Origin of the sequence: Actinoplanes sp. NPDC051475 (genome assembly GCF_040689425.1) — a bacterium.
In the GTDB taxonomy this organism is placed as follows: Bacteria; Actinomycetota; Actinomycetes; order Mycobacteriales; family Micromonosporaceae; genus Actinoplanes.
Genome location: NZ_JBFAZZ010000001.1, coordinates 459,363 through 476,731 on the forward strand (window position 1 = coordinate 459,363; position 17,369 = coordinate 476,731).

17 protein-coding genes and 1 tRNA gene are annotated in these 17,369 nt (G+C 72.6%); 12 read left to right on the top strand and 6 right to left on the bottom strand.

Features of this window, described 5'->3' with window-relative positions:
* Position 1: 1 nt before the first annotated feature.
* Positions 2–1,045, top strand: a complete 1,044-nt coding sequence (locus AB0368_RS02060) for a 4Fe-4S dicluster domain-containing protein (RefSeq protein ID WP_366151889.1) — start codon at positions 2–4, stop codon at positions 1,043–1,045.
* Positions 1,046–1,071: 26 nt separating this feature from the next.
* Complete coding sequence (nrfD, locus tag AB0368_RS02065; protein WP_366152378.1) at positions 1,072–2,094, top strand: NrfD/PsrC family molybdoenzyme membrane anchor subunit; 1,023 nt, start codon at positions 1,072–1,074, stop codon at positions 2,092–2,094.
* Between the two features lie 35 nt (positions 2,095–2,129).
* Here the strand turns inward: nrfD and selD are convergent, their stop codons facing one another.
* Positions 2,130–3,140 (bottom strand): selenide, water dikinase SelD, encoded by a 1,011-nt coding sequence (gene selD, locus AB0368_RS02070; RefSeq protein WP_366151890.1) that lies wholly within the window; start codon positions 3,138–3,140, stop codon positions 2,130–2,132.
* Between the two features lie 66 nt (positions 3,141–3,206).
* Between selD and AB0368_RS02075 the strand changes: the two genes are divergently transcribed.
* Positions 3,207–3,300: transfer RNA gene (locus tag AB0368_RS02075), tRNA-Sec, on the top strand.
* A gap of 515 nt (positions 3,301–3,815) precedes the next feature.
* Here AB0368_RS02075 and AB0368_RS02080 read toward each other — a convergent pair.
* The 3 genes from AB0368_RS02080 to AB0368_RS02090 all read right to left on the bottom strand — a co-directional run bounded on the left by AB0368_RS02080 (position 3,816) and on the right by AB0368_RS02090 (position 5,891).
* Positions 3,816–4,772 (bottom strand): pentapeptide repeat-containing protein, encoded by a 957-nt coding sequence (locus AB0368_RS02080; RefSeq protein ID WP_366151891.1) that lies wholly within the window; start codon positions 4,770–4,772, stop codon positions 3,816–3,818.
* A 488-nt stretch (positions 4,773–5,260) separates the two neighbouring features.
* On the bottom strand, positions 5,261–5,437 hold the full coding sequence (locus tag AB0368_RS02085) for a hypothetical protein (RefSeq protein WP_366151892.1): 177 nt from the start codon (positions 5,435–5,437) through the stop codon (positions 5,261–5,263).
* Between the two features lie 109 nt (positions 5,438–5,546).
* Positions 5,547–5,891 carry a DoxX family protein gene (locus AB0368_RS02090; RefSeq protein ID WP_366151893.1) on the bottom strand — a complete coding sequence of 115 codons (345 nt, stop codon included), beginning with the start codon at positions 5,889–5,891 and terminating at the stop codon, positions 5,547–5,549.
* A 174-nt stretch (positions 5,892–6,065) separates the two neighbouring features.
* Here AB0368_RS02090 and AB0368_RS02095 point away from each other — a divergent pair, with 174 nt between their 5' ends.
* The 8 genes from AB0368_RS02095 (at position 6,066) to AB0368_RS02130 (ending at position 13,278) form a co-directional block, all read left to right on the top strand.
* Positions 6,066–6,515 (top strand): hypothetical protein, encoded by a 450-nt coding sequence (locus AB0368_RS02095; protein ID WP_366151894.1) that lies wholly within the window; start codon positions 6,066–6,068, stop codon positions 6,513–6,515.
* Entirely contained in the window at positions 6,508–6,804 is a 297-nt protein-coding gene (locus tag AB0368_RS02100; RefSeq protein WP_366151895.1) for a hypothetical protein, read from the top strand. Before AB0368_RS02095 ends, AB0368_RS02100 begins: the two co-directional genes overlap by 8 nt.
* 29 nt (positions 6,805–6,833) lie before the next feature.
* The gene (gene selA / locus AB0368_RS02105) at positions 6,834–8,117 is read left to right on the top strand and encodes an L-seryl-tRNA(Sec) selenium transferase (protein WP_366151896.1); all 1,284 of its coding nucleotides are present in this window, start codon (positions 6,834–6,836) and stop codon (positions 8,115–8,117) included.
* A gap of 1 nt (position 8,118) precedes the next feature.
* Positions 8,119–9,903, top strand: coding sequence for a selenocysteine-specific translation elongation factor (gene selB, locus AB0368_RS02110; protein WP_366151897.1), 1,785 nt, complete (start codon positions 8,119–8,121; stop codon positions 9,901–9,903).
* 20 nt (positions 9,904–9,923) lie between these two features.
* Entirely contained in the window at positions 9,924–10,307 is a 384-nt protein-coding gene (locus AB0368_RS02115; RefSeq protein WP_366151898.1) for a GntR family transcriptional regulator, read from the top strand.
* On the top strand, positions 10,300–11,184 hold the full coding sequence (locus AB0368_RS02120) for an ABC transporter ATP-binding protein (protein WP_366151899.1): 885 nt from the start codon (positions 10,300–10,302) through the stop codon (positions 11,182–11,184). Before AB0368_RS02115 ends, AB0368_RS02120 begins: the two co-directional genes overlap by 8 nt.
* A complete protein-coding gene (locus AB0368_RS02125) occupies positions 11,181–11,972 on the top strand; it encodes a hypothetical protein (protein ID WP_366151900.1) in 792 nt (263 codons plus the stop codon). Before AB0368_RS02120 ends, AB0368_RS02125 begins: the two co-directional genes overlap by 4 nt.
* Before the next feature lie 112 nt (positions 11,973–12,084).
* The gene (locus tag AB0368_RS02130) at positions 12,085–13,278 is read left to right on the top strand and encodes an EAL domain-containing protein (protein WP_366151901.1); all 1,194 of its coding nucleotides are present in this window, start codon (positions 12,085–12,087) and stop codon (positions 13,276–13,278) included.
* Position 13,279: 1 nt separating this feature from the next.
* Here the strand turns inward: AB0368_RS02130 and AB0368_RS02135 are convergent, their stop codons facing one another.
* Together AB0368_RS02135 and AB0368_RS02140 are read right to left on the bottom strand one after the other, a co-directional pair.
* Positions 13,280–14,338: a spore photoproduct lyase family protein gene (locus tag AB0368_RS02135; RefSeq protein ID WP_366151902.1), complete on the bottom strand. Its 1,059-nt coding sequence runs from the start codon at positions 14,336–14,338 to the stop codon at positions 13,280–13,282.
* On the bottom strand, positions 14,338–15,759 hold the full coding sequence (locus AB0368_RS02140; protein ID WP_366151903.1) for an MFS transporter: 1,422 nt from the start codon (positions 15,757–15,759) through the stop codon (positions 14,338–14,340). The genes AB0368_RS02135 and AB0368_RS02140 overlap by 1 nt, the downstream gene beginning before the upstream one ends.
* A 62-nt stretch (positions 15,760–15,821) precedes the next feature.
* Here AB0368_RS02140 and AB0368_RS02145 point away from each other — a divergent pair, with 62 nt between their 5' ends.
* Positions 15,822–17,258, top strand: coding sequence for an MFS transporter (locus AB0368_RS02145; RefSeq protein WP_366151904.1), 1,437 nt, complete (start codon positions 15,822–15,824; stop codon positions 17,256–17,258).
* Positions 17,259–17,369: the final 111 nt, after the last annotated feature.

The following is a 17,369-nucleotide window of genomic DNA, read 5'->3' on the forward strand; positions in this document are numbered from 1 at the left end:
CGTGGCCGGACCGAACAGCCTCTACGGCCCGCTGGACCCGGCCCCCGACGCGGGCTATCTGGACCCGCCGCCGCGGATGGGGTTCTTCACCGACACCAGCGTCTGCATCGGGTGCAAGGCGTGCGAGGTGGCGTGCAAGGAGTGGAACCTCGTCCCGGACGACGGCTTCAACCTGCTCGGCACGTCGTACGACAACACCGGCGGCCTGACCGCCAACTCCTGGCGCCACGTCGCGTTCATCGAGCAGCCGGTGGCCGGCTCCGGCCACGGCACGGACACCCCGGGCGCTTTCGAGGGCATGCCCACCGGACCGTCGGTGAGCGCCCGGACGGCCGTCGTCGCGGCGGGCACCGGACAGGACACCGGCACTTCACCGGGCGTGCCGCCGGCTGCCGACGCCCTCGCCGCGGCCGGCACGCAGTTCCTGGGCATGCCGATGTCCGACCTGCCGGGGCGCACCCTCGACGCGCCGCGCAGCGACTTCCGCTGGCTGATGATGTCCAACGTGTGCAAACACTGCACCCATGCGGCCTGCCTCGACGTGTGCCCCACCGGCTCGCTGTTCCGCACCGAGTTCGGCACGGTCGTGGTGCAGGAGGACATCTGCAACGGCTGCGGCTACTGCATCCCGGCCTGCCCGTACGGTGTCATCGACCAGCGCAAGGACGACGGCCGCGCGTGGAAGTGCACGCTCTGCTACGACCGGATCGGCGACGGCCTCACCCCGGCCTGCGCCAAGGCCTGCCCGACCGAGTCCATCCAGTACGGCGAGCTGGACGAGCTACGCGGCCGCGCCGCCCACCGCCTCGAGAAGTTGCACGAGCAGGGTGTCGCCGAGGCCCGCCTGTACGGCCACGACCCGGAGGACGGTGTCGGCGGCGACGGCGCTTTCTTCCTTCTCCTCGACGAACCCGAGGTGTACGGCCTGCCGCCGGACCCGGTGGTGACCACCCGGGACCTGAAGGCGATGTGGAAGCGGGCCGGTCTGGCCGGCCTCGCCATGGCCGCCACCGTCGTGGTGTCGTTCGCGGGACGGCGCTCGTGAGCCCCCGCAAGGGCGGCGACCGGTCGATGGTGCCGCCGGCCGAGTTCCGGTCCTACTACGGCCGGCCCATCGTCAAGGCGCCGGTGTGGCACCACGACATCGCCGCGTACCTGTTCACCGGCGGGCTCGCGGCCGGCTCGGCGCTGCTGGCGGCCGGCGGCGACGCCACCGGCCGGCCGGCCCTGCGCCGGGCCGGGCGGCTGACCGCACTGGGTGCCCTCACCGCCAGCTCGTACTTCCTCGTCCACGACCTCGGCCGCCCCGAACGCTTCATCAACATGCTGCGGGTGGCGAAGCCGACGTCACCGATGTCCATGGGCACCTGGATCCTCAGCGCGTTCGGTGCGGCCGCCGGCGCGTCGGCCGTCGCGGAGGCGGCACCGCTGCTGCCGCGACGCGGTGTGCTGGGCCTGGCCCGCCGCGTCCTGCCCCCGCTCGGCACCGCGGGCCAGTACGGCGCCGCCGTCTTCGCGCCGGCGCTGGCGACGTACACGGCGGTGCTGCTCTCCGACACGGCCACGCCCAGCTGGCACGAGGCGTACCCGGAACTGCCGTTCGTCTTCGCCGGCAGCGCCCTGGCCAGCGGCGCCGGGGTCGGCCTGCTGGCCGCGCCGGCCGACCAGGCGGGCCCGGCCCGGCGGATGGCCGTGTGCGGCGCGGCGCTCGAGCTCTACGGCGCCCACCGCATCGAGACCACCAAGGGCATCCTCAGCGAGCCCTACCGTGAGGGCAGGGCCGGCCGTCTGCTGCGGACGGGCCGGCTGCTGACCGTGGCCGGGGTCGTCGGGGCGGTGCTGGGACGGCGCAGCCGGCTGGTGTCGGCAGTGTCGGGGCTCTCGCTGCTGACCGCGTCGCTCGCCACCCGCTTCGGCATCTTCGACGGCGGCGTGGCCTCGGCGAAGGACCCGAAGTACACGGTGGTCCCGCAGCGCGAACGCCTGGCTTCGCGGTCGCCGGCCGGGTCACCCCCGCCTGCGGACACCGTGGCTCCCGACGAACCGACGGCGAAGACGTCCGGTGCTCCGCGGCGGGGCGCCGTCGGACACTGATCCTGCTGCTGTCGCGGGCCCGGCATCCCGACCCCTCAGCGGATCTCGAGCGTCTTCCCGTCGGCGCGGGCCGGCACCAGTTCGCCCACGACGGGGTAGCCCGGAACGACTCCGGCGACCAGCAGCCCGCCGGAGGTCTGCGCGTCCGCCAGCAGCAGCAACTCCTCGGTGGACACGGTGCCGGTGTCGGCGTGCGGCGAGACCCATTCGAGGTTACGGCGGGTGCCGCCGCTGACGTACCCGCCGGCCAGTGCCTCCCGCGCGCCGTCGAGGTAGGGCACGGCTCCCGCGTCGACCCGGGCCGTGACCCCGCTCGCCCGGGCCAGCTTGTGCAAGTGGCCGAGCAGCCCGAACCCGGTGACATCGGTCGCGCATACCGCGCCGGCTTCGAGGGCGGCCTCCGCGGCGTCCCGGTTCAGCTGGCTCATCGCCGCCACGGCCTGCGGGAACACCTCGCCGGTCGCCTTGTGGCGGCTGTTGAGGACCCCGATGCCCAGCGGCTTGGTCAGCGTCAGGGGAGTGCCGGCCACCCCGGCGTCGTTGCGCATCAGCCGGGCCGGGTCGGCGACACCGGTGACCGCCATGCCGTACTTGGGTTCCGGGTCGTCCACGCTGTGCCCGCCGGCGACATGACACCCCGCTTCGCGGGCGACATCCAGACCGCCCCGCAACACCTCGCCGGCCAGCTCCATCGGCAGCACGTCACGCGGCCACGCCAGCAGGTTCACGGCGACGACGGGACTACCGCCCATCGCGTACACGTCGGACAGGGCGTTGGCGGCGGCGATGCGGCCCCAGTCGTACGCGTCGTCGACGACCGGCGTGAAGAAGTCGGCGGTTGCCACCACGGCCATACCGGCACCCAGCTTCACCACGGCGGCGTCGTCCCCGTCGTCGAGCCCGACCAGCAGCTCACCGGGCCCCTCGGGCGCCGCGGAACCGACCAGGCCGGCGACCACGGCTTCGAGCTCGCCGGGTGGAATCTTGCAGGCACACCCGCCGCCGTGGGCGTACTGGGTCAGCCGCTGGGGTTGCGTCGTCGTCACCCCCGCACTGTCGCACGGGGCCGGGCCGCGCGCTCGGTCCGGGGAGATCCCGCTAGGGTGATCGACGGAGGCGTTCAGGTGGCTGGTGCCCCTCCCGGTCTTCAAAACCGGTGTGGCTCGGTATCCGAGTCAGGCGGGTTCGATTCCCGTCCGCCTCCGCTCACCAGCATCTCCCATGGCTGAAGGGTGCGGCGGCGGCAGGAGTTGCCGGTCCTTCGCACCTTCTCGCGATGGTCTTCGGTGTTACGGCGTGGCTGCGCTACCGGCATACCACATCTCGGCCGAGACCCGCCGCCTCTTCGAAGATTGTGATGATTGCGCAGCGCTACCGGAATGGTCGGGTGACTAGCCGATTGACAACCGCATCGATTGCCGCTGAACGTCAGTGGATCACGACGGACCGTCGTCGCAGCTCAGCTTGCAGCCCGCTGCTGGTCGACGCACCGGAATCGTTCCTTGACGGAAGCGGTCACTCGATCCAGAGATCCGCACGATGCTCTTTGATCCATTTTTCGACGTCCTCACGTCTCCACGCCCTTTCCTGCACCAGTTCGTCGAGGCGCGGCCCGGACCGACGAACTGACGAGGTTCCGGAGTGAGCGGGCTGACCTGGGACGTGGGCACAGGCGGCTAGGAAGCTGCGGAAGTAAATCGTCGCCGGGTTGCGACTTGGGCTCAGTGCTTGCAGTTCGGGTTGTTGACCGGTGCGTCTGCGCCCGGCCGCTCCACTCCCGGCGAGAGCTTCGTGGCGTCGGTGACGTAGGCGCAGCGCAGTTGCTCGGGCCTCAGGCGCGCCCCGGTCAGGTTCGCGTAGTTCAGGTTTGCGCCGGTCAGGTTCGCGCCGGTCAGGTCCGCGCCGGTCAGCTCCGCGCCGAGCAGATGGGCGTCGGTCAGATCCGCGCTGCTCAGGTGCGCGCCGCTCAGGTCCGCGCCGGTCAGGTCCGCGCCGGTCAGGTGCGCGCCGGTCAGGAACGCGTCGGTCAGGTGCGCGCCGGTCAGGAACGCGCTGCCCAGGTGCGCGCCGCTCAGGTCCGCGCCGGTCAGGTTCACGTAGCCCAGGAACGCGTCGCTCAGGTACGCGCTGCGCAGGTACGAGCCGGTCAGGTCCGCGCTGGTCAGGTCCGCTTGGGTCAAGTTCGCGTAGGCCAGGTCCGCGTCGGCCAGGTCCGCGCGGGTCAGGTCAGCGCCGTGCAGTTGTGTGCCCACCAGGTTCAAGCGATCCACTGAGCTGTCGTAGGTGGCGTTGCGGCGGCCCAGCACGGTCACGGCCGCCTGAATGTCCACCGGGGGCGAGGTGTTCGCGTCTGGCCCGACCGGGCGTGGTGCGCGTGCGGGAGCGTGGACGCGGATGAAAGCTGCGAGGATTTCTACGACTGCGGGTTGGTCTGCGGCCGAGTCACGCATGATGCGTTGTAGGGCATAGATCGCTCCTAGGCGTATGTCGATCTTGTTGGGGCCGGGTTGGCCGAGCTGTTCGACGGCCTTGGTGAATCGGTCGGTGATCTGCCCTTGTTCTGCGAGATTCTGCTGTTCTCGGTTGTAGTTGTTGGTGACGACAAGGCCGACTGCTACCGCTAGGACCGACAGGAGACTGGCGATCGCGGTGGCCCGTTGCCACTTGTCCTGCTTCACCCCGGTCGGCGCAGATCTGACCTGGCGCAGCCGACGCGGTACCGCGCCGACCCGTGCGGCGGCTCTAGGCCGCCGCCCTCTCGATCGGGCGCTGCCGACCACTGACGGTGGGGTGGGGGAGGACGCGCCGGTTTTCCAGGCGTCACGGGCGGCGCTGAAGCGATCGCGGACTGTAGGCATATCCCCTATTGGACATTGCATGATCAGCCGGGCACGAAGGCGCACCGTTCCCAGCCACCGAGCTCGTTTGGTTCCTTCCAGTTGCCGCGGTGTTTGCGCAGCTTGAGGCACCTACTTCGTCACTTCGTCAGTCGTACGGGTGAACAGCCCGGTGAGGCCGGACTGCATTGGCCCTCACCTTCAACCGCGGTAGCCGAAGCCCTCTGCCAGCGAGTCCGGCGCAGCCGGTGACCCTGCACGCCCGAGGCGGCCTGTACGCCGGAGTTCGGGGCGGCCAACCGCGTGAGGCGCACTGCGGCAGTGAGGCTCTAGCCGATGCGTTGCCTCGGGTGAGCCTTGCCGTCGCCCGGGAGGGACGCCGCGGGGCGTAATGGCTTCCGCGCCTTCGGGACCTGCAGCAGGCCCTCGCGGCCGCCGACCGCCCGGTGGACGAGATTCTGGCCGATGCCGCCACGCATGAGGACCTGCTGTACGCGGACCCGCACGACAACTTCGCCGACTTCTACCTGGTCAACGTCGATTCTGGACGGGCCGCCGAGGAGAACCGCCGATTCAGCGCCGCGGCTCAACCGTGCATACGGCGCTGGCGATCGGCTATCGGGCGATCTGCAGTGCCGCCGTGATGCCGACCAGGACGAGAACCACGACATCCAGCCCGATCAGCCAAGCCTGGTCGCGTACTTTGACCCGCGTGGCGGTGGCGCCGAGCATCAGGAGCGCCAAGCCGATCGCCGCGAGCAGGCCGATCAGGCCCACCTTCAGCCCGAGCAGCAGGCCGATCGCGCCGGCGGCTTCGAGGAGGCCGATGGTGCGCCAGGCCTGGGGGGTCATGCCGAACTGGTCCCGGGCCCGGAGGCTCTGGGGCAGGCCGGCGACCTTGCCGCCGCCGGTGACGAGGAACAGGGCTCCGAGCACGAGGGACAACACGACCAGAATCACCAGTCGATGATCAACCCTGGGAGCCCCGTCCGGGAGCGGGTGAGTCCAACGGCACAGATTTCCTCCGGCGATCCGGTCAGGATTCGAGAAGCGCGGCGGATTCCGCCGGTCCTAGTCTTTCCGCAGGTGGCCGGCGTCGCGCCGCGCCTTGAGGGTCGAGAGGTGGCGTGAGGAATGCCCGCGAAGAGTCCGCAGACCGGTTCCGACGGCTTCAGCGCTGAGGAGCGCGCCGCGATGAAGGAGCGCGCCGCCGAGCTGCGTGCCGAGGGTAAGAAGGGGGCCAAGCGGGCCGACGGGCTGCAGGCGCTTCTCGACCGGATCGCGCAGATGGCTCCGGAGGACCGGGCGCTGGCCGAGCGCGTGCACGTGGCGGTCACCGCGGGCGCTCCGGAGCTTTCGCCGAAGACCTGGTACGGGATGCCGGCCTACGCGAACGCGGACGACAAGATCGTCGTGTTCTTCCAGGACTCGGGCAAGTTCAACTACCGGTATTCGACACTGGGCTTCCAGGACACCGCCACCCTGGACGACGGCGATCTGTGGCCGGTGTCGTACGCGCTGCGGAAGTGGACCCCCGCGGTGGAGAAGAAGGTCATCGCGCTGGTGAAGGCCGCGGTTGCCTGAGCCTCAGCGCACCGAGGACGGGCGTTTCGTCGTCATCTCGGGGCGCCGCTGGCGCGCGACCGATCCCGCCATTCCTGGGGACACGGCGGCGGCTCTGCGCAAGGCCTTGATGGCCGCTCGACGGGATGTCGGCGCGGCGCTGCGCTCGGGCCAGGATCCGGCGTCCGCCCGCGCGAGGGTGCAGGCGGCGAAGGTGGCGCTCGGCGAACGGGGCACGCCGTGGTGGGAGCAGACGCTCGAGCAGCGACGCCGGCGCTGGGAGCAGGGGCTGGACGACCTCACCGAGTAGATCCGCCCGCCGGTCGGTACGGTGACAGCGTGGACCCTCGCCGCCGGATCCCGGGTACCGACACCGCGCTCGACGATCCGCGCCTGGCCGCCGCCGCGGAGCGGATCGGGCGAGGGCCCGTCAAGGCGGCTGTGGTCGCCGCCCAGGAGCGGGCCCGTGCCGGCGGGCTGGAGCCCGGCGACGTCATCGCCGCCGCCCTGGCCGCGCTGCCCGGAACGGCCGGCGGGCTGCGGCCGGTCCTGAACGCCACGGGCGTCGTCCTGCACACCAACCTGGGCCGGGCCGCCCTCTCGCCGGCCGCGGTCGAGGCCGTCGCCGCCGCGGCCGGGCACACCGACGTCGAACTCGACCTCGATACCGGCCGCCGCGCTCGGCGGGGCCGCGATGCCCTCGCCGCCCTGGCCGTGGCCGTGCCCGCCGCGGGCGGTGTCCATGTCGTCAACAACGGCGCCGCGGCTCTCGTCCTGGCCGCCACCGTCCTCGCCCAGGGGCGCGAGATCGTCGTCAGCCGCGGGGAGCTCGTCGAGATCGGCGACGGGTTCCGCCTGCCCGACCTGCTCGTGTCCACCGGTGCGCGGCTGCGGGAGGTCGGCACCACCAACCGCACCTCGCGCGACGACTACGCCTCGGCCGTCGGGCCCGAGACCGGGTTCGTGCTCAAGGTGCATCCCTCCAACTTCGTCGTGCGGGGGTTCACGCGGGCGGTTCCGGTGGCGGAGCTGACCGGGCTCGAGGTGCCGGTCGTCGCCGACATCGGCTCCGGGTTGCTCGCGCCCGATCCGCTGCTGCCGGACGAGCCGGACGCGGCCTCCACGCTGGCGGCCGGTGCCGGTCTCGTCATCGCCAGCGGGGACAAGCTGCTCGGCGGCCCGCAGGCCGGGCTGCTGCTCGGCGACGCCGCCCTGGTGGAGCGGCTGCGCCGGCATCCGCTGGCCCGGGCGCTGCGGGTGGACAAGCTGACCCTGGCCGCGCTGCAGGCCACGGTCGCCGGGCCGGAGACGCCGACGTGGCGAGCGCTGCGGGCGGACCCGGCCTCGCTGCGGGCACGGACCGGGCGCGTCGCCGCCGAGCTCTCCGCCGCGGGCGTGGCCGCTGAGGTCGTCGAGTCGGTCGCCGTGGTCGGCGGGGGCGGCGCGCCGGAGCTCGAGCTGCCGTCGTGGGCCGTCGCGCTGCCGGAGGAGTACGCACGGCGGTTGCGCCTCGGTGAACCGGCGATCGTGGGCCGGGTCGTCCGTGGACGGCTTTTGCTGGACCTCCGATGTGTGCCGCCCGGTCAGGACAAGGCCGTGGTGAACGCCGTCCTGGCGGATTGACGTGCACGTCGTCGCCACCGCCGGACACGTGGATCACGGCAAGTCCACGCTGGTCCGGGCCCTGACCGGGATGGAGCCCGACCGCTGGGCCGAGGAGCGCCGCCGCGGGATGACCATTGACCTCGGCTTCGCCTGGACCACCCTGGATCCCGGCGGCACCGTGGCCTTCGTCGACGTGCCGGGGCACGAGCGCTTCGTGCCGAACATGCTCGCCGGGATCGGGCCGGTGCCCGCCGCCATGGTCGTGGTCGCCGCCGACGAGGGGTGGATGCCGCAGTCCGCCGAGCACCTCGCCGCCCTGGACGCCCTCGGCGTGCGGCACGGACTGCTGGTGGTGTCCCGCGCCGACCTGGCGGATCCGGGGCCGGCGATGCGGCGTGCGGCCGAGGAGATCGCCGCCACGTCGCTGGGTGCGGTGGAGGTCGTCGCGGTCAGCGCGGTCACGGGAGCCGGGCTGGGGGAGCTGCGGAGCGCCCTGAGCCGGCTGGTCACGGCGTTGCCCGTACCGGCCGTCGGTCCGGTGCGGTTGTGGGTCGACCGCGCGTTCACGATCAAGGGTGCGGGCACGGTCGTCACCGGCACCCTCGGCGGCGGCGAGCTGCGTACCGGTGACGAGCTGGAGCTGACCGGCGCGGACCGGGTCGTGCGGGTGCGGGGTCTGCAGAGCCTCGGGGAGCCGGTCACCGCGGTCCGCGGCCCGGCCCGGGTGGCCGTGAACCTGCGGGGCGTCGGCAAGGACGAGGTCGGCCGGGGTGCCGCGTTGCTCACGCCCGGGCGCTTCCACCTCACCGATCTCGTGGACGTGCGGGTGCACGGCGATCCGGTGGCCGGCCTTCCGGGCACGCTCACCCTGCATGCCGGGTCGGCCGCGGTTCCGGTACGGGTACGCCCGCTGGGCACCGACACGGCACGCCTGCGGCTGGCCCGGGCGCTGCCGCTGCGCATCGGCGACCGGGCGCTGCTGCGGGACCCCGGGCGGCACCACGTCGCCGGCGGCGTGACCGTGCTCGACGTCGTACCCCCGGGTCTGCAGCGGCGCGGTGCGGCCGCGGCCCGGGCCGGCACGCTGTCCGGGATGGACGGGGTGCCGGACCTGGCGGGAGAGTTGCGCCGACGCAGGCTGGCCCGGCGGAGCGAACTGGTGCGCATGGGGGTGCCCGCCGGCGGGGATGCCGTGGCCGGCGAGTGGCTGGCCGACCCGGAGCACTGGGCGTGGCTGGGGACGCGCCTGGCGGCGGAGGTCGAGGCCCACGCCGGGGAACGGCCGCTCGAGCCCGGCGTACCCGTGGAAGCGCTGCGGCACCGGCTGGAGTTGCCGGACCGCTCGCTGGTGGAGGCTCTGGTACGCCCGCCGTTCGTGCTCCGCGCGGGCCGGGTGGCGGCCGGGGCGACCGGGGTGCCGCAGGAGCTGGTCGCCGCGGTGGAGAAGGCCTTCGCCGACCTGGCCGACCGGCCGTTCGCCGCGCCGGAGGCGTACCGGCTGGCGGAGGTGGGGCTGGGTACCCGGCAGCTCGGGGCGGCGGTACGGGCCGGCCTGGTCGTCCAGGTGGCGGAGAACGTGGTGCTGCGGGCGGGCGCGCCGGAACGGGCGGCGCAGGTCCTGGCGGGGCTGCCGCAGCCGTTCACCCTGAGCGAGGCGCGGCAGGCGCTGGGCACCACGCGGCGGGTCGCCGTGCCTCTGCTGGGCCTGCTGGACCGCACGGGCGCGACCCGGCGGCTGCCTGACGACCGGCGGACGGTGGTTGACAAAGTCCCGGAAGCGGATCATCCTCAGTCCACTAGTTGATTAGTGGATTGGTGCTAGTCATGATCTTCCGGATCGACCGCCGCACCGGCACCGCCGTCTACGTCCAGCTGATCCAGCAGGTCCGCCAGGCGGTCCGGATGGGACGGCTGCGCCCCGGCGACCGGCTGCCCACTGCCCGCGAGGTGGCCGAGCGCACCGGCATCAACCCCAACACCGTGCTGCGGGCGTACCGGGAGCTCGAGGTGGCGGGTCTCGTGGAGCCGCGGCAGGGCTCGGGGACGTTCGTGCGCGACCACCTGCCGCCGCTGCCCGCCGACATCGGCGAGCTCCGCCGGGACCTGGCCGAATGGGTGGCCCGGGCCCGTGCGGCGGGCCTCGACCCGTCGGACATCCAGGCGCTCGTCACCGAGGTGGCCGCCGAAGAGGAGGCACAGCGTGTCTAAGGACATCCCGGCGCTCGCCGCCGCCGGTCTCACCCACTCGTTCGGGGACCGCGCAGCCCTCGACGACTGCTCCGTCACGGTGCCTGCCGGCAGCGTGACCGCGCTGGTCGGGCGCAACGGCGCCGGCAAGACCACGCTGCTGCGCGCCGCGGCCGGGCTGCTGACGCCGCATCGCGGCAGCCTGACCGTCTTCGGGGATCAGGTCGGCGAAGGCACACTCCCCAGCATCGGGTACGTCGGCCAGCAGGCCCCGCTCTACCAGGCCCTGACCGTCGCGCAGACCCTGCGCCTGGGCGGCCGCCTCAACCCCCGCTGGGACGCCGCGTACGCCCAGCGCCTCGCCGACGCCGCCGACCTACCCCCGGCGGTGAAGGTCGGCGCCTTGGCGCCGGGGCAGCGCACCCGCCTGGCCCTGATCATGGCGCTCGGCAAACGGCCCGGCCTGCTGCTGCTGGACGAACCGCTCGCACCCCTGGACCCGGTGGCCCGCACCGAGGCCGCCGGCGCGCTGATGGCCGAGGTCGCCGAGCACGGGACGACCGTGCTGCTCTCGTCCCACGTCGTGGCCGACATCGAGGGCGTCTGCGACCACGTCGTCGTGCTCGCCGACGGCCGGGTACGCCTCGCCGGCGACGTCGACCAGGCGCTGGCCGCGCACCACGTGGCGGTCGGCGGCGCCGGTGACCTGGCCGCGCTGGACGGGGCGGAGATCGTCGAGGCGCAACCGGACGGCCCCGGGTTCACCGCGCTGGTGAGGATCGCCGAGCCGGTCCTTGCCGGCCGCCTGTCCTGGCATCGGCCCACGCTCGAGGAGCTGCTCCTGGGCTACCTGCGGACGACCGGAGCCCTGCCGGTGCGGGAGGTGGCCGTCCGATGACCTGGCTCGCGATGCGGCTGCTCAGGCCGTACCTGATCGTCGCCGTGGTGATTTCCGGGGTGTCGACCGCTTTCCTTTTCTTCGCCTCGGGTGTGGTCCAGCGGCAGCTCGACGCGAGCGGCATGCCCGGCTGCGTCAATCCCAACCTGTGCTGGCCCACCGGCCCCGCGATGAACGCGATCCTCGGCATGGAGCTGGTCGCCGCCTTCGTGCCCGTCCTCATCGGACTGGTGCTGGGGGTGCCGCTGTTCGCCCGCGAACGGGAGGAGGGCACCGTCGCGTTCGTCCTCACTCAGTCGGTGCCGCGGGGGCGCTGGGTGGTGACGAAGCTGGCCTGCGCCCTGCTCGCCGGGGCGGTCTGCACGGCGGCGCCGGCGTTGGTGTACCGGCTGGTGGCGGCGCGGTACACGCTGCTCGCGAACGACCTCTACGAGCTGATCGAGATGCTGCACCTCAACCACCCCGGGTTCATGGTCATGCAGACGGTGCTCACCGCCGCGGTGGCCGGTCTTCTGGGCCTGGTCTACGGCCGTACGCTGCGCACGCTCGTGGTGTCGCTCGTCTGGTGGCCCTTCGGCCTTGCCGCCGTCTATGCGGGCGTGGCGCTGCTGCCGCTCGGCGCCGGCTCGAGTGCGGGACCGGAGTTCTCCCCGGACGACGACCGCTACTGGACGGCGGACATCTCGTTCGCGGACGGCTTCGGCTACGCGGCCACCGCCCTGATGATCGCGTACGTCCTGGTCACCGTGCTGATCGCCCGCCGTGCCGGGCGCCGCGCCGCGGCCTGACGCCGGCCTCACCCGCATCACCGGTCGCATCCCTCCCTTTTACGCCCGCCGGCTTGAGTCCTCCCGCTCCGGTGCCGATAGGTCTGGTGAGGCCACCGGAGGGAGCTGGGGGATGCACGCCGGTCACGCACCGACCCAGGCGTCGTCGCCGGCCCACGCCGCGATCGAGGCGGTGTTGGCCGAGCGGCTCGTGCGACCGCTGTTCCAGCCGATCGTCGACCTGTCCACCCGTACGGTCGTCGGGGTGGAAGCGCTCGCCCGGGGCCCGGCCGGCACCGACCTCGAGTTCCCGGACCGGTTGTTCGCCGCAGCCCGGGAGGCGGGCCGGCTCGGCGACCTGGACATGCTGTGCTCGGAGCGGGCGCTGGAGTGCGCCGTGGCGGCCCCGGTCTCCCCGCCGCTGGTGTTCGTCAACGCCGAGCCCGCGGCGCTGGATCAGCCGTTGTCACCCCGCCTGGTCGAGCTGATCATGGGCGGTTTGCCGTTCCGCGAGATCCTGGAGTTCACCGAGCGCGCCCTGCCGGCTCTGCCCGGCAGCCTGCTACGGATCGCCGGGCAGGCGCAGCAGTGGGGCAACAGCCTCGCGCTCGACGACGTGGGCGTGGACCCGATGTCGCTGGCGTTCCTGCCGGTGCTCGAGCCCGAGGTGATCAAGCTCGACATGAGCCTGATCCGCGATCCGTCCGCCGAACAAACCCGCGCCGTCTGTGCCGTCGTACGCGCGGAGGCGCAGCGTACCGGGGCCATGGTCGTCGGCGAGGGCATCGAGACCGAGGACGACCTGGTCACCGCGCAGGCGCTCGGGGCGCGCTGGGGCCAGGGCTGGCTGTTCGGCCGGCCCGGCAGCATCGAGCAGGTGAGCCACCGGTTCGACCCGGTGGCGGCGAGCGCCCTCCCGGCGCCGCGGCCGGGCTTCCACCAGGCCGGCGGCACCCCGTTCGAGGTCGCCACCGGCGGCGGGCCGGTCACCGCCGGCACGGCCGACGCCATCGCGGCGGCCCTGGCCCGGCTGCGGGATGCCGCCGCCGCCGACGAGTCCGCCGTGGTCATCGCGTCCTGCCCCGGTCCGGGCATCGCCGACACCGGCGCCATCACCTCCGCACTGCAGGAACTGGCCGGCCGTGTGCGCTCCGTCATCCTGCTGGACCGGCCCATCCCGGGGGAGCTCGCCACGGCGGTCATCGGACCGGGGTACGGCTACGCCGTCTGCGTCCGGTCGGGTCATCCGCTGGAGCTGGTGACGTCCCGCGACCTGCCCACCGTCGCCGCCGTCGCCCGCGCCCTGCTGAACCGGCACGGAGGCTAGCTCAGAACGCGTAGCGGATCCGGCAGTACGGCGTCACGCGGTTGATCACCTCGGTGAGGGCCGCGACGTGGCGTCCCTTCTGCCCGGTGCGGTAGCGCACGTTCCACGCGCCGTTCTCGGAGCGCTTGCCCTGCTGGATGTCCGGGCGCCACAGCACCTCCTCCGCCTTCGGGTGCCAGCCGAGGTTGACCTCGTGCAGGTCGCGGTTGTGGGTGAGGAAGATGATCTCGGCGGCCAGCTGCGCCTTGGCCGCGGGGCCGATCCCCGCGTCGAGGTCGGCGAGCAGGGCCGCCCAGTCGTCCAGCCAGCCGTCGCGGACCACCACCGGGCTGAAGTTCACGTGCACCTCGTACCCGGCCGCGACGAAGTCGTCGATCGCCGCGATGCGGTCGGCGATCGGGCTGGTGCGGATGTCGAGCAGCTTGGCGTCGCGCGGCGGCATGAGGGAGAAGCGGATCCGGGTACGCCCCTGCGGGTCCCAGTCGAGCAGGTCGCGGTTGACGTGCTTGGTGGCGAAGCTGGCCTTGGCGGTCGGCAACCAGCGGAACAGCTCGACCAGGTCCCGCACGTTGTCGCTGATCCGGGCGTCGAGCGAACAGTCCGAGTTCTCGCCGATGTCGTAGACCCAGGCCGCCGGGTCGCACTCGTTCGGCGCCGGCTTGGTCCCCTGGCGGCCGGCGTGGCGCTGGACGTACCCGAGGATCTTGTCGATGTTGGCGAAGACCGTGATCGGGTTGGAGTAACCCTTGCGGCGGGGCACGTAGCAGTAGGCGCAGGCCATCGCGCAGCCGTTGGCGGTGGACGGGGCGATGAAGTCGGCGGAGCGGCCGTTGGGGCGGGCGGTCAGCGACTTCTTCACGCCGAGCACCAGGGCCTCGCGCTTGATCCGGACCCAGCGCCGGACGTTGGTCTCGTCGCCGTAGAGCTCGGGGATGCGGTGGTGGCTCTCCACCTCGACGCGTTCGGCGCCGGGGAAGCGCGCGAGGATCTCCCGGCCGCGCGGCAGGGCGGCGGCCTCGGGCTCTACGTAGATCCGCCGGATGTCCAGGATCTCGTCCATCAGGCGGGAACCGCCTCGGGAGTCTCCACTCGGGCGGCCGTCGCGCGGGCCCGGCGGCCGGTGGTGGCCAGCCCGAGCGCGAGGACGGCGACGCCGCAGCCGGCCATGATCCACCACCCGGCCCGCGACGCCTCCGCGAAGTGGGCGGCCGACGGGCCGTCGAGGCCCGAGACGACGACGGCGCCGATGACCGCGACGCCGAGCGCCGCCCCCACCTGGCGGCTGGTCGACGCGATCGCGGCGGCGACCCCGGCCTGCGCGCGTGGCATCCCGGAGACGGCCGTGTTCGTGATCGGGGCGTTGACCATGCCGAAGCCGAACCCGAACAGCATGTAGGCGGCGATCAGCAGCCACACCGGGGTACTCGCCGTGAGCCGGGTCAGCGGCATCATGGCCAGGGCGATCGCCGTGCCCGCGAGCACCAGGGGCAGCCGTGGTCCGCGGGCGCCGACGATGCGTCCCGACAGCGGCGCCACGACCGCCGTGGCCAGGGCCATGGGCAGGGTCCAGAGGCCGGCGTGCAGGGCGGACAGGCCGCGGACGTCCTGCAGGTACAGCGCGTTGAGGAACAGGAAGCCGGCCAGCGCCCCGAACGCGCACACCGCGATGACGGCCGCGCCGGCGAACGGGACGCTGCGGAACACGTGCAGGTCGAGGAGTGGCTCCGCGCGGCGGTTCTCGTAGGGGATCAGGACGCCCAGGGCCGCCGCCCCCAGCGCGAAACACCCGATGATCTCCGGCGCCGCCCAGCCTGCGGCAGGCCCCTCGATGATCCCGAAGGTGACCGCGGCCAGCAGCATCAGCACCAGGAGCTGACCCACCGGGTCGAGCCGGCGCGGCCGGGCGGCCCGCGACTCCGGGACGTACGCGGCGGCGAGCGCGATGGCGGCCAGCCCGACCGGCACGTTGATCCAGAAGACGGACCGCCAGCCCAGCGCGGCGACCAGGCCTCCGCCGAGCACCGGGCCCAGCGCCATGCTCAGGCCCACGACGCCGCCCCAGACGCCGATCGCGCGGGCCCGCTCCCGCGGCTCGGTGAAGGTGTTGGTGATGATCGACATGGCGACCGGGTTCAGCATCGAGCCCCCGATCGCCTGCAGCGTGCGGAAGAAGATCAGCCAGCCGAGGCCCGGAGCCACGCTGCACAGCAGGGACCCCGCGGTGAACAGCGCCAGGCCGGTCTGGAAGGTACGCCGGCGGCCCACCCGGTCGGCGGTCGATCCGGCGAGCACGAGCAGGCTGGCCAGCACCAGCGTGTACGCGTCGATGACCCACTGCAGGCCGGAGACGGAGGCGTCCAGGTCGGCGCGGAGGGAGGGCAGCGCGATGTTCACGATCGTGGTGTCGAGCCCGACGATGAACAGGCTCATGCAGCAGATCGCGAGCACCAGCTGGCGGCGGCGGGGGCTGAGCTCGGGCATCGCCTCCTTTGTACCGCCGATGCGGGTGCATAATGCAGCATTCCCAGGGGTAGGTGCGTCACATGACCACCACCGACCCGGGAACGGTGCGTACGAACGTGCCGGCCCGCCTCGACCGCCTCCCCTGGGCCCGCTGGCACTGGATGATCGTCATCGGGCTCGGCACCGTCTGGGTCCTCGACGGCCTCGAGGTCACCATCGTCGGCAACCTCTCCGGCCGCCTCGCCGAGCCGGGCAGCGGGCTCTCGATCAGCCAGAGCCAGGTCACCGGCCTGGGCGCCGCCACGTACGTGCTCGGCGCCTGCTTCGGCGCGCTGTTCTTCGGCTGGCTCACCGACCGGTTCGGCCGCAAGAAGCTGTTCATGCTGACCCTCGGCGTCTACCTCTTCGGTACGGCGATGACCGCGTTCAGCTTCGACCCGTGGTGGTTCTTCCTGTTCCGCTTCGTCACCGGCGCCGGCATCGGCGGCGAGTACGCGGCCATCAACTCGGCGATCGACGAGCTGATCCCGGCCCGGCACCGTGGCCGCATCGACATCGTGATCAACGGCACCTTCTGGGCCGGGGCGGCGGTGGGCGCGCTGGTGACCGTACCGATCCTGACGCAGCTGCCGGTCTCCTGGGGCTGGCGGGCGGCGTTCGGGCTGGGCGTGGTGCTGGGCCTGGTCATCCTGCTGGTGCGCCGGCACGTGCCGGAGAGCCCGCGCTGGCTCTTCATCCACGGCCGCGGCGAGGAGGCGGAGAACCTGGTCCGCGACGTCGAGCAGACCGTCGAGCGCGAGGACCGGGTCACGCTCGAGCCGGCCGAGGACTACATCACCATCCACCAGCGCCGCAGCATCGGGTTCGGGCAGATCGCCAGGACCCTGGTGCTCCGCTACCCGAAGCGTGCCGCACTCGGCCTCGCCCTCTTCGTCGGTCAGGCGTTCCTCTACAACGCCGTCACCTTCGGGTACGCCCAGATCCTGCAGACCTTCTTCGACGTGCCGTCCGGCAGCACCGGCTACTACTTCGCGGTCATCGCCGTGGGCAACCTGCTCGGCCCGCTGACTCTCGCCCCGCTCTTCGACTCCGTCGGCCGGAAGATCATGATCACCGGTACGTATGTACTCTCCGGTGTGCTGCTGCTGGTGACCGCCTGGTTGTTCTCCACCGGAGGGCTGAGCGCGGTCACGATGACCGCGTGCTGGTGCGTCGTGCTGTTCTTCGCCTCGGCCGGCGCCAGCTCGGCGTACCTCACGGTCAGCGAGATCTTCCCGATGGAGACGCGGGCCCTGGCGATCGCGTTCTTCTACGCCATCGGCACCGCTGTCGGCGGCGTCACCGGCCCGCTGCTCTTCGCCCGCCTGGTCGGCACGGGCAGGGTCGGCGACACCGTGCTGGCGTTCGTCGTCGGCGCCGTGCTGATGATCGTCGCAGGGCTGGTCGAGGCGGTCCTGGGCGTCAGGGCGGAGCGGCAGAGCCTGGAGAAACTGGCGACTCCGCTGACTGCGGCCTGAGCCCTTTCGGGTCCATTGTCGAGCGTCGGCTCCGACGCTTCGGCTGCCGTCGCGCCGCAGGTCGGGGGACGTAGTTGTTACCCGGCAAGGAGCCGGAATAACGCGGGAAAG

Bases quoted from the DNA above. Each gene is read 5' to 3' on its own strand.
- nrfD (WP_366152378.1), top strand. From the start codon at position 1,072: ATGGTGCCGCCGGCCGAGTTCCGGTCCTACTACGGCCGGCCCATCGTC.
- AB0368_RS02095 (WP_366151894.1), top strand. From the start codon at position 6,066: ATGCCCGCGAAGAGTCCGCAGACCGGTTCCGACGGCTTCAGCGCTGAG.
- AB0368_RS02115 (WP_366151898.1), top strand. From the start codon at position 9,924: ATGATCTTCCGGATCGACCGCCGCACCGGCACCGCCGTCTACGTCCAG.
- AB0368_RS02125 (WP_366151900.1), top strand. From the start codon at position 11,181: ATGACCTGGCTCGCGATGCGGCTGCTCAGGCCGTACCTGATCGTCGCC.
- AB0368_RS02130 (WP_366151901.1), top strand. From the start codon at position 12,085: ATGCACGCCGGTCACGCACCGACCCAGGCGTCGTCGCCGGCCCACGCC.
- AB0368_RS02135 (WP_366151902.1), bottom strand. From the start codon at position 14,338: ATGGACGAGATCCTGGACATCCGGCGGATCTACGTAGAGCCCGAGGCC.
- AB0368_RS02140 (WP_366151903.1), bottom strand. From the start codon at position 15,759: ATGCCCGAGCTCAGCCCCCGCCGCCGCCAGCTGGTGCTCGCGATCTGC.
- AB0368_RS02145 (WP_366151904.1), top strand. From the start codon at position 15,822: ATGACCACCACCGACCCGGGAACGGTGCGTACGAACGTGCCGGCCCGC.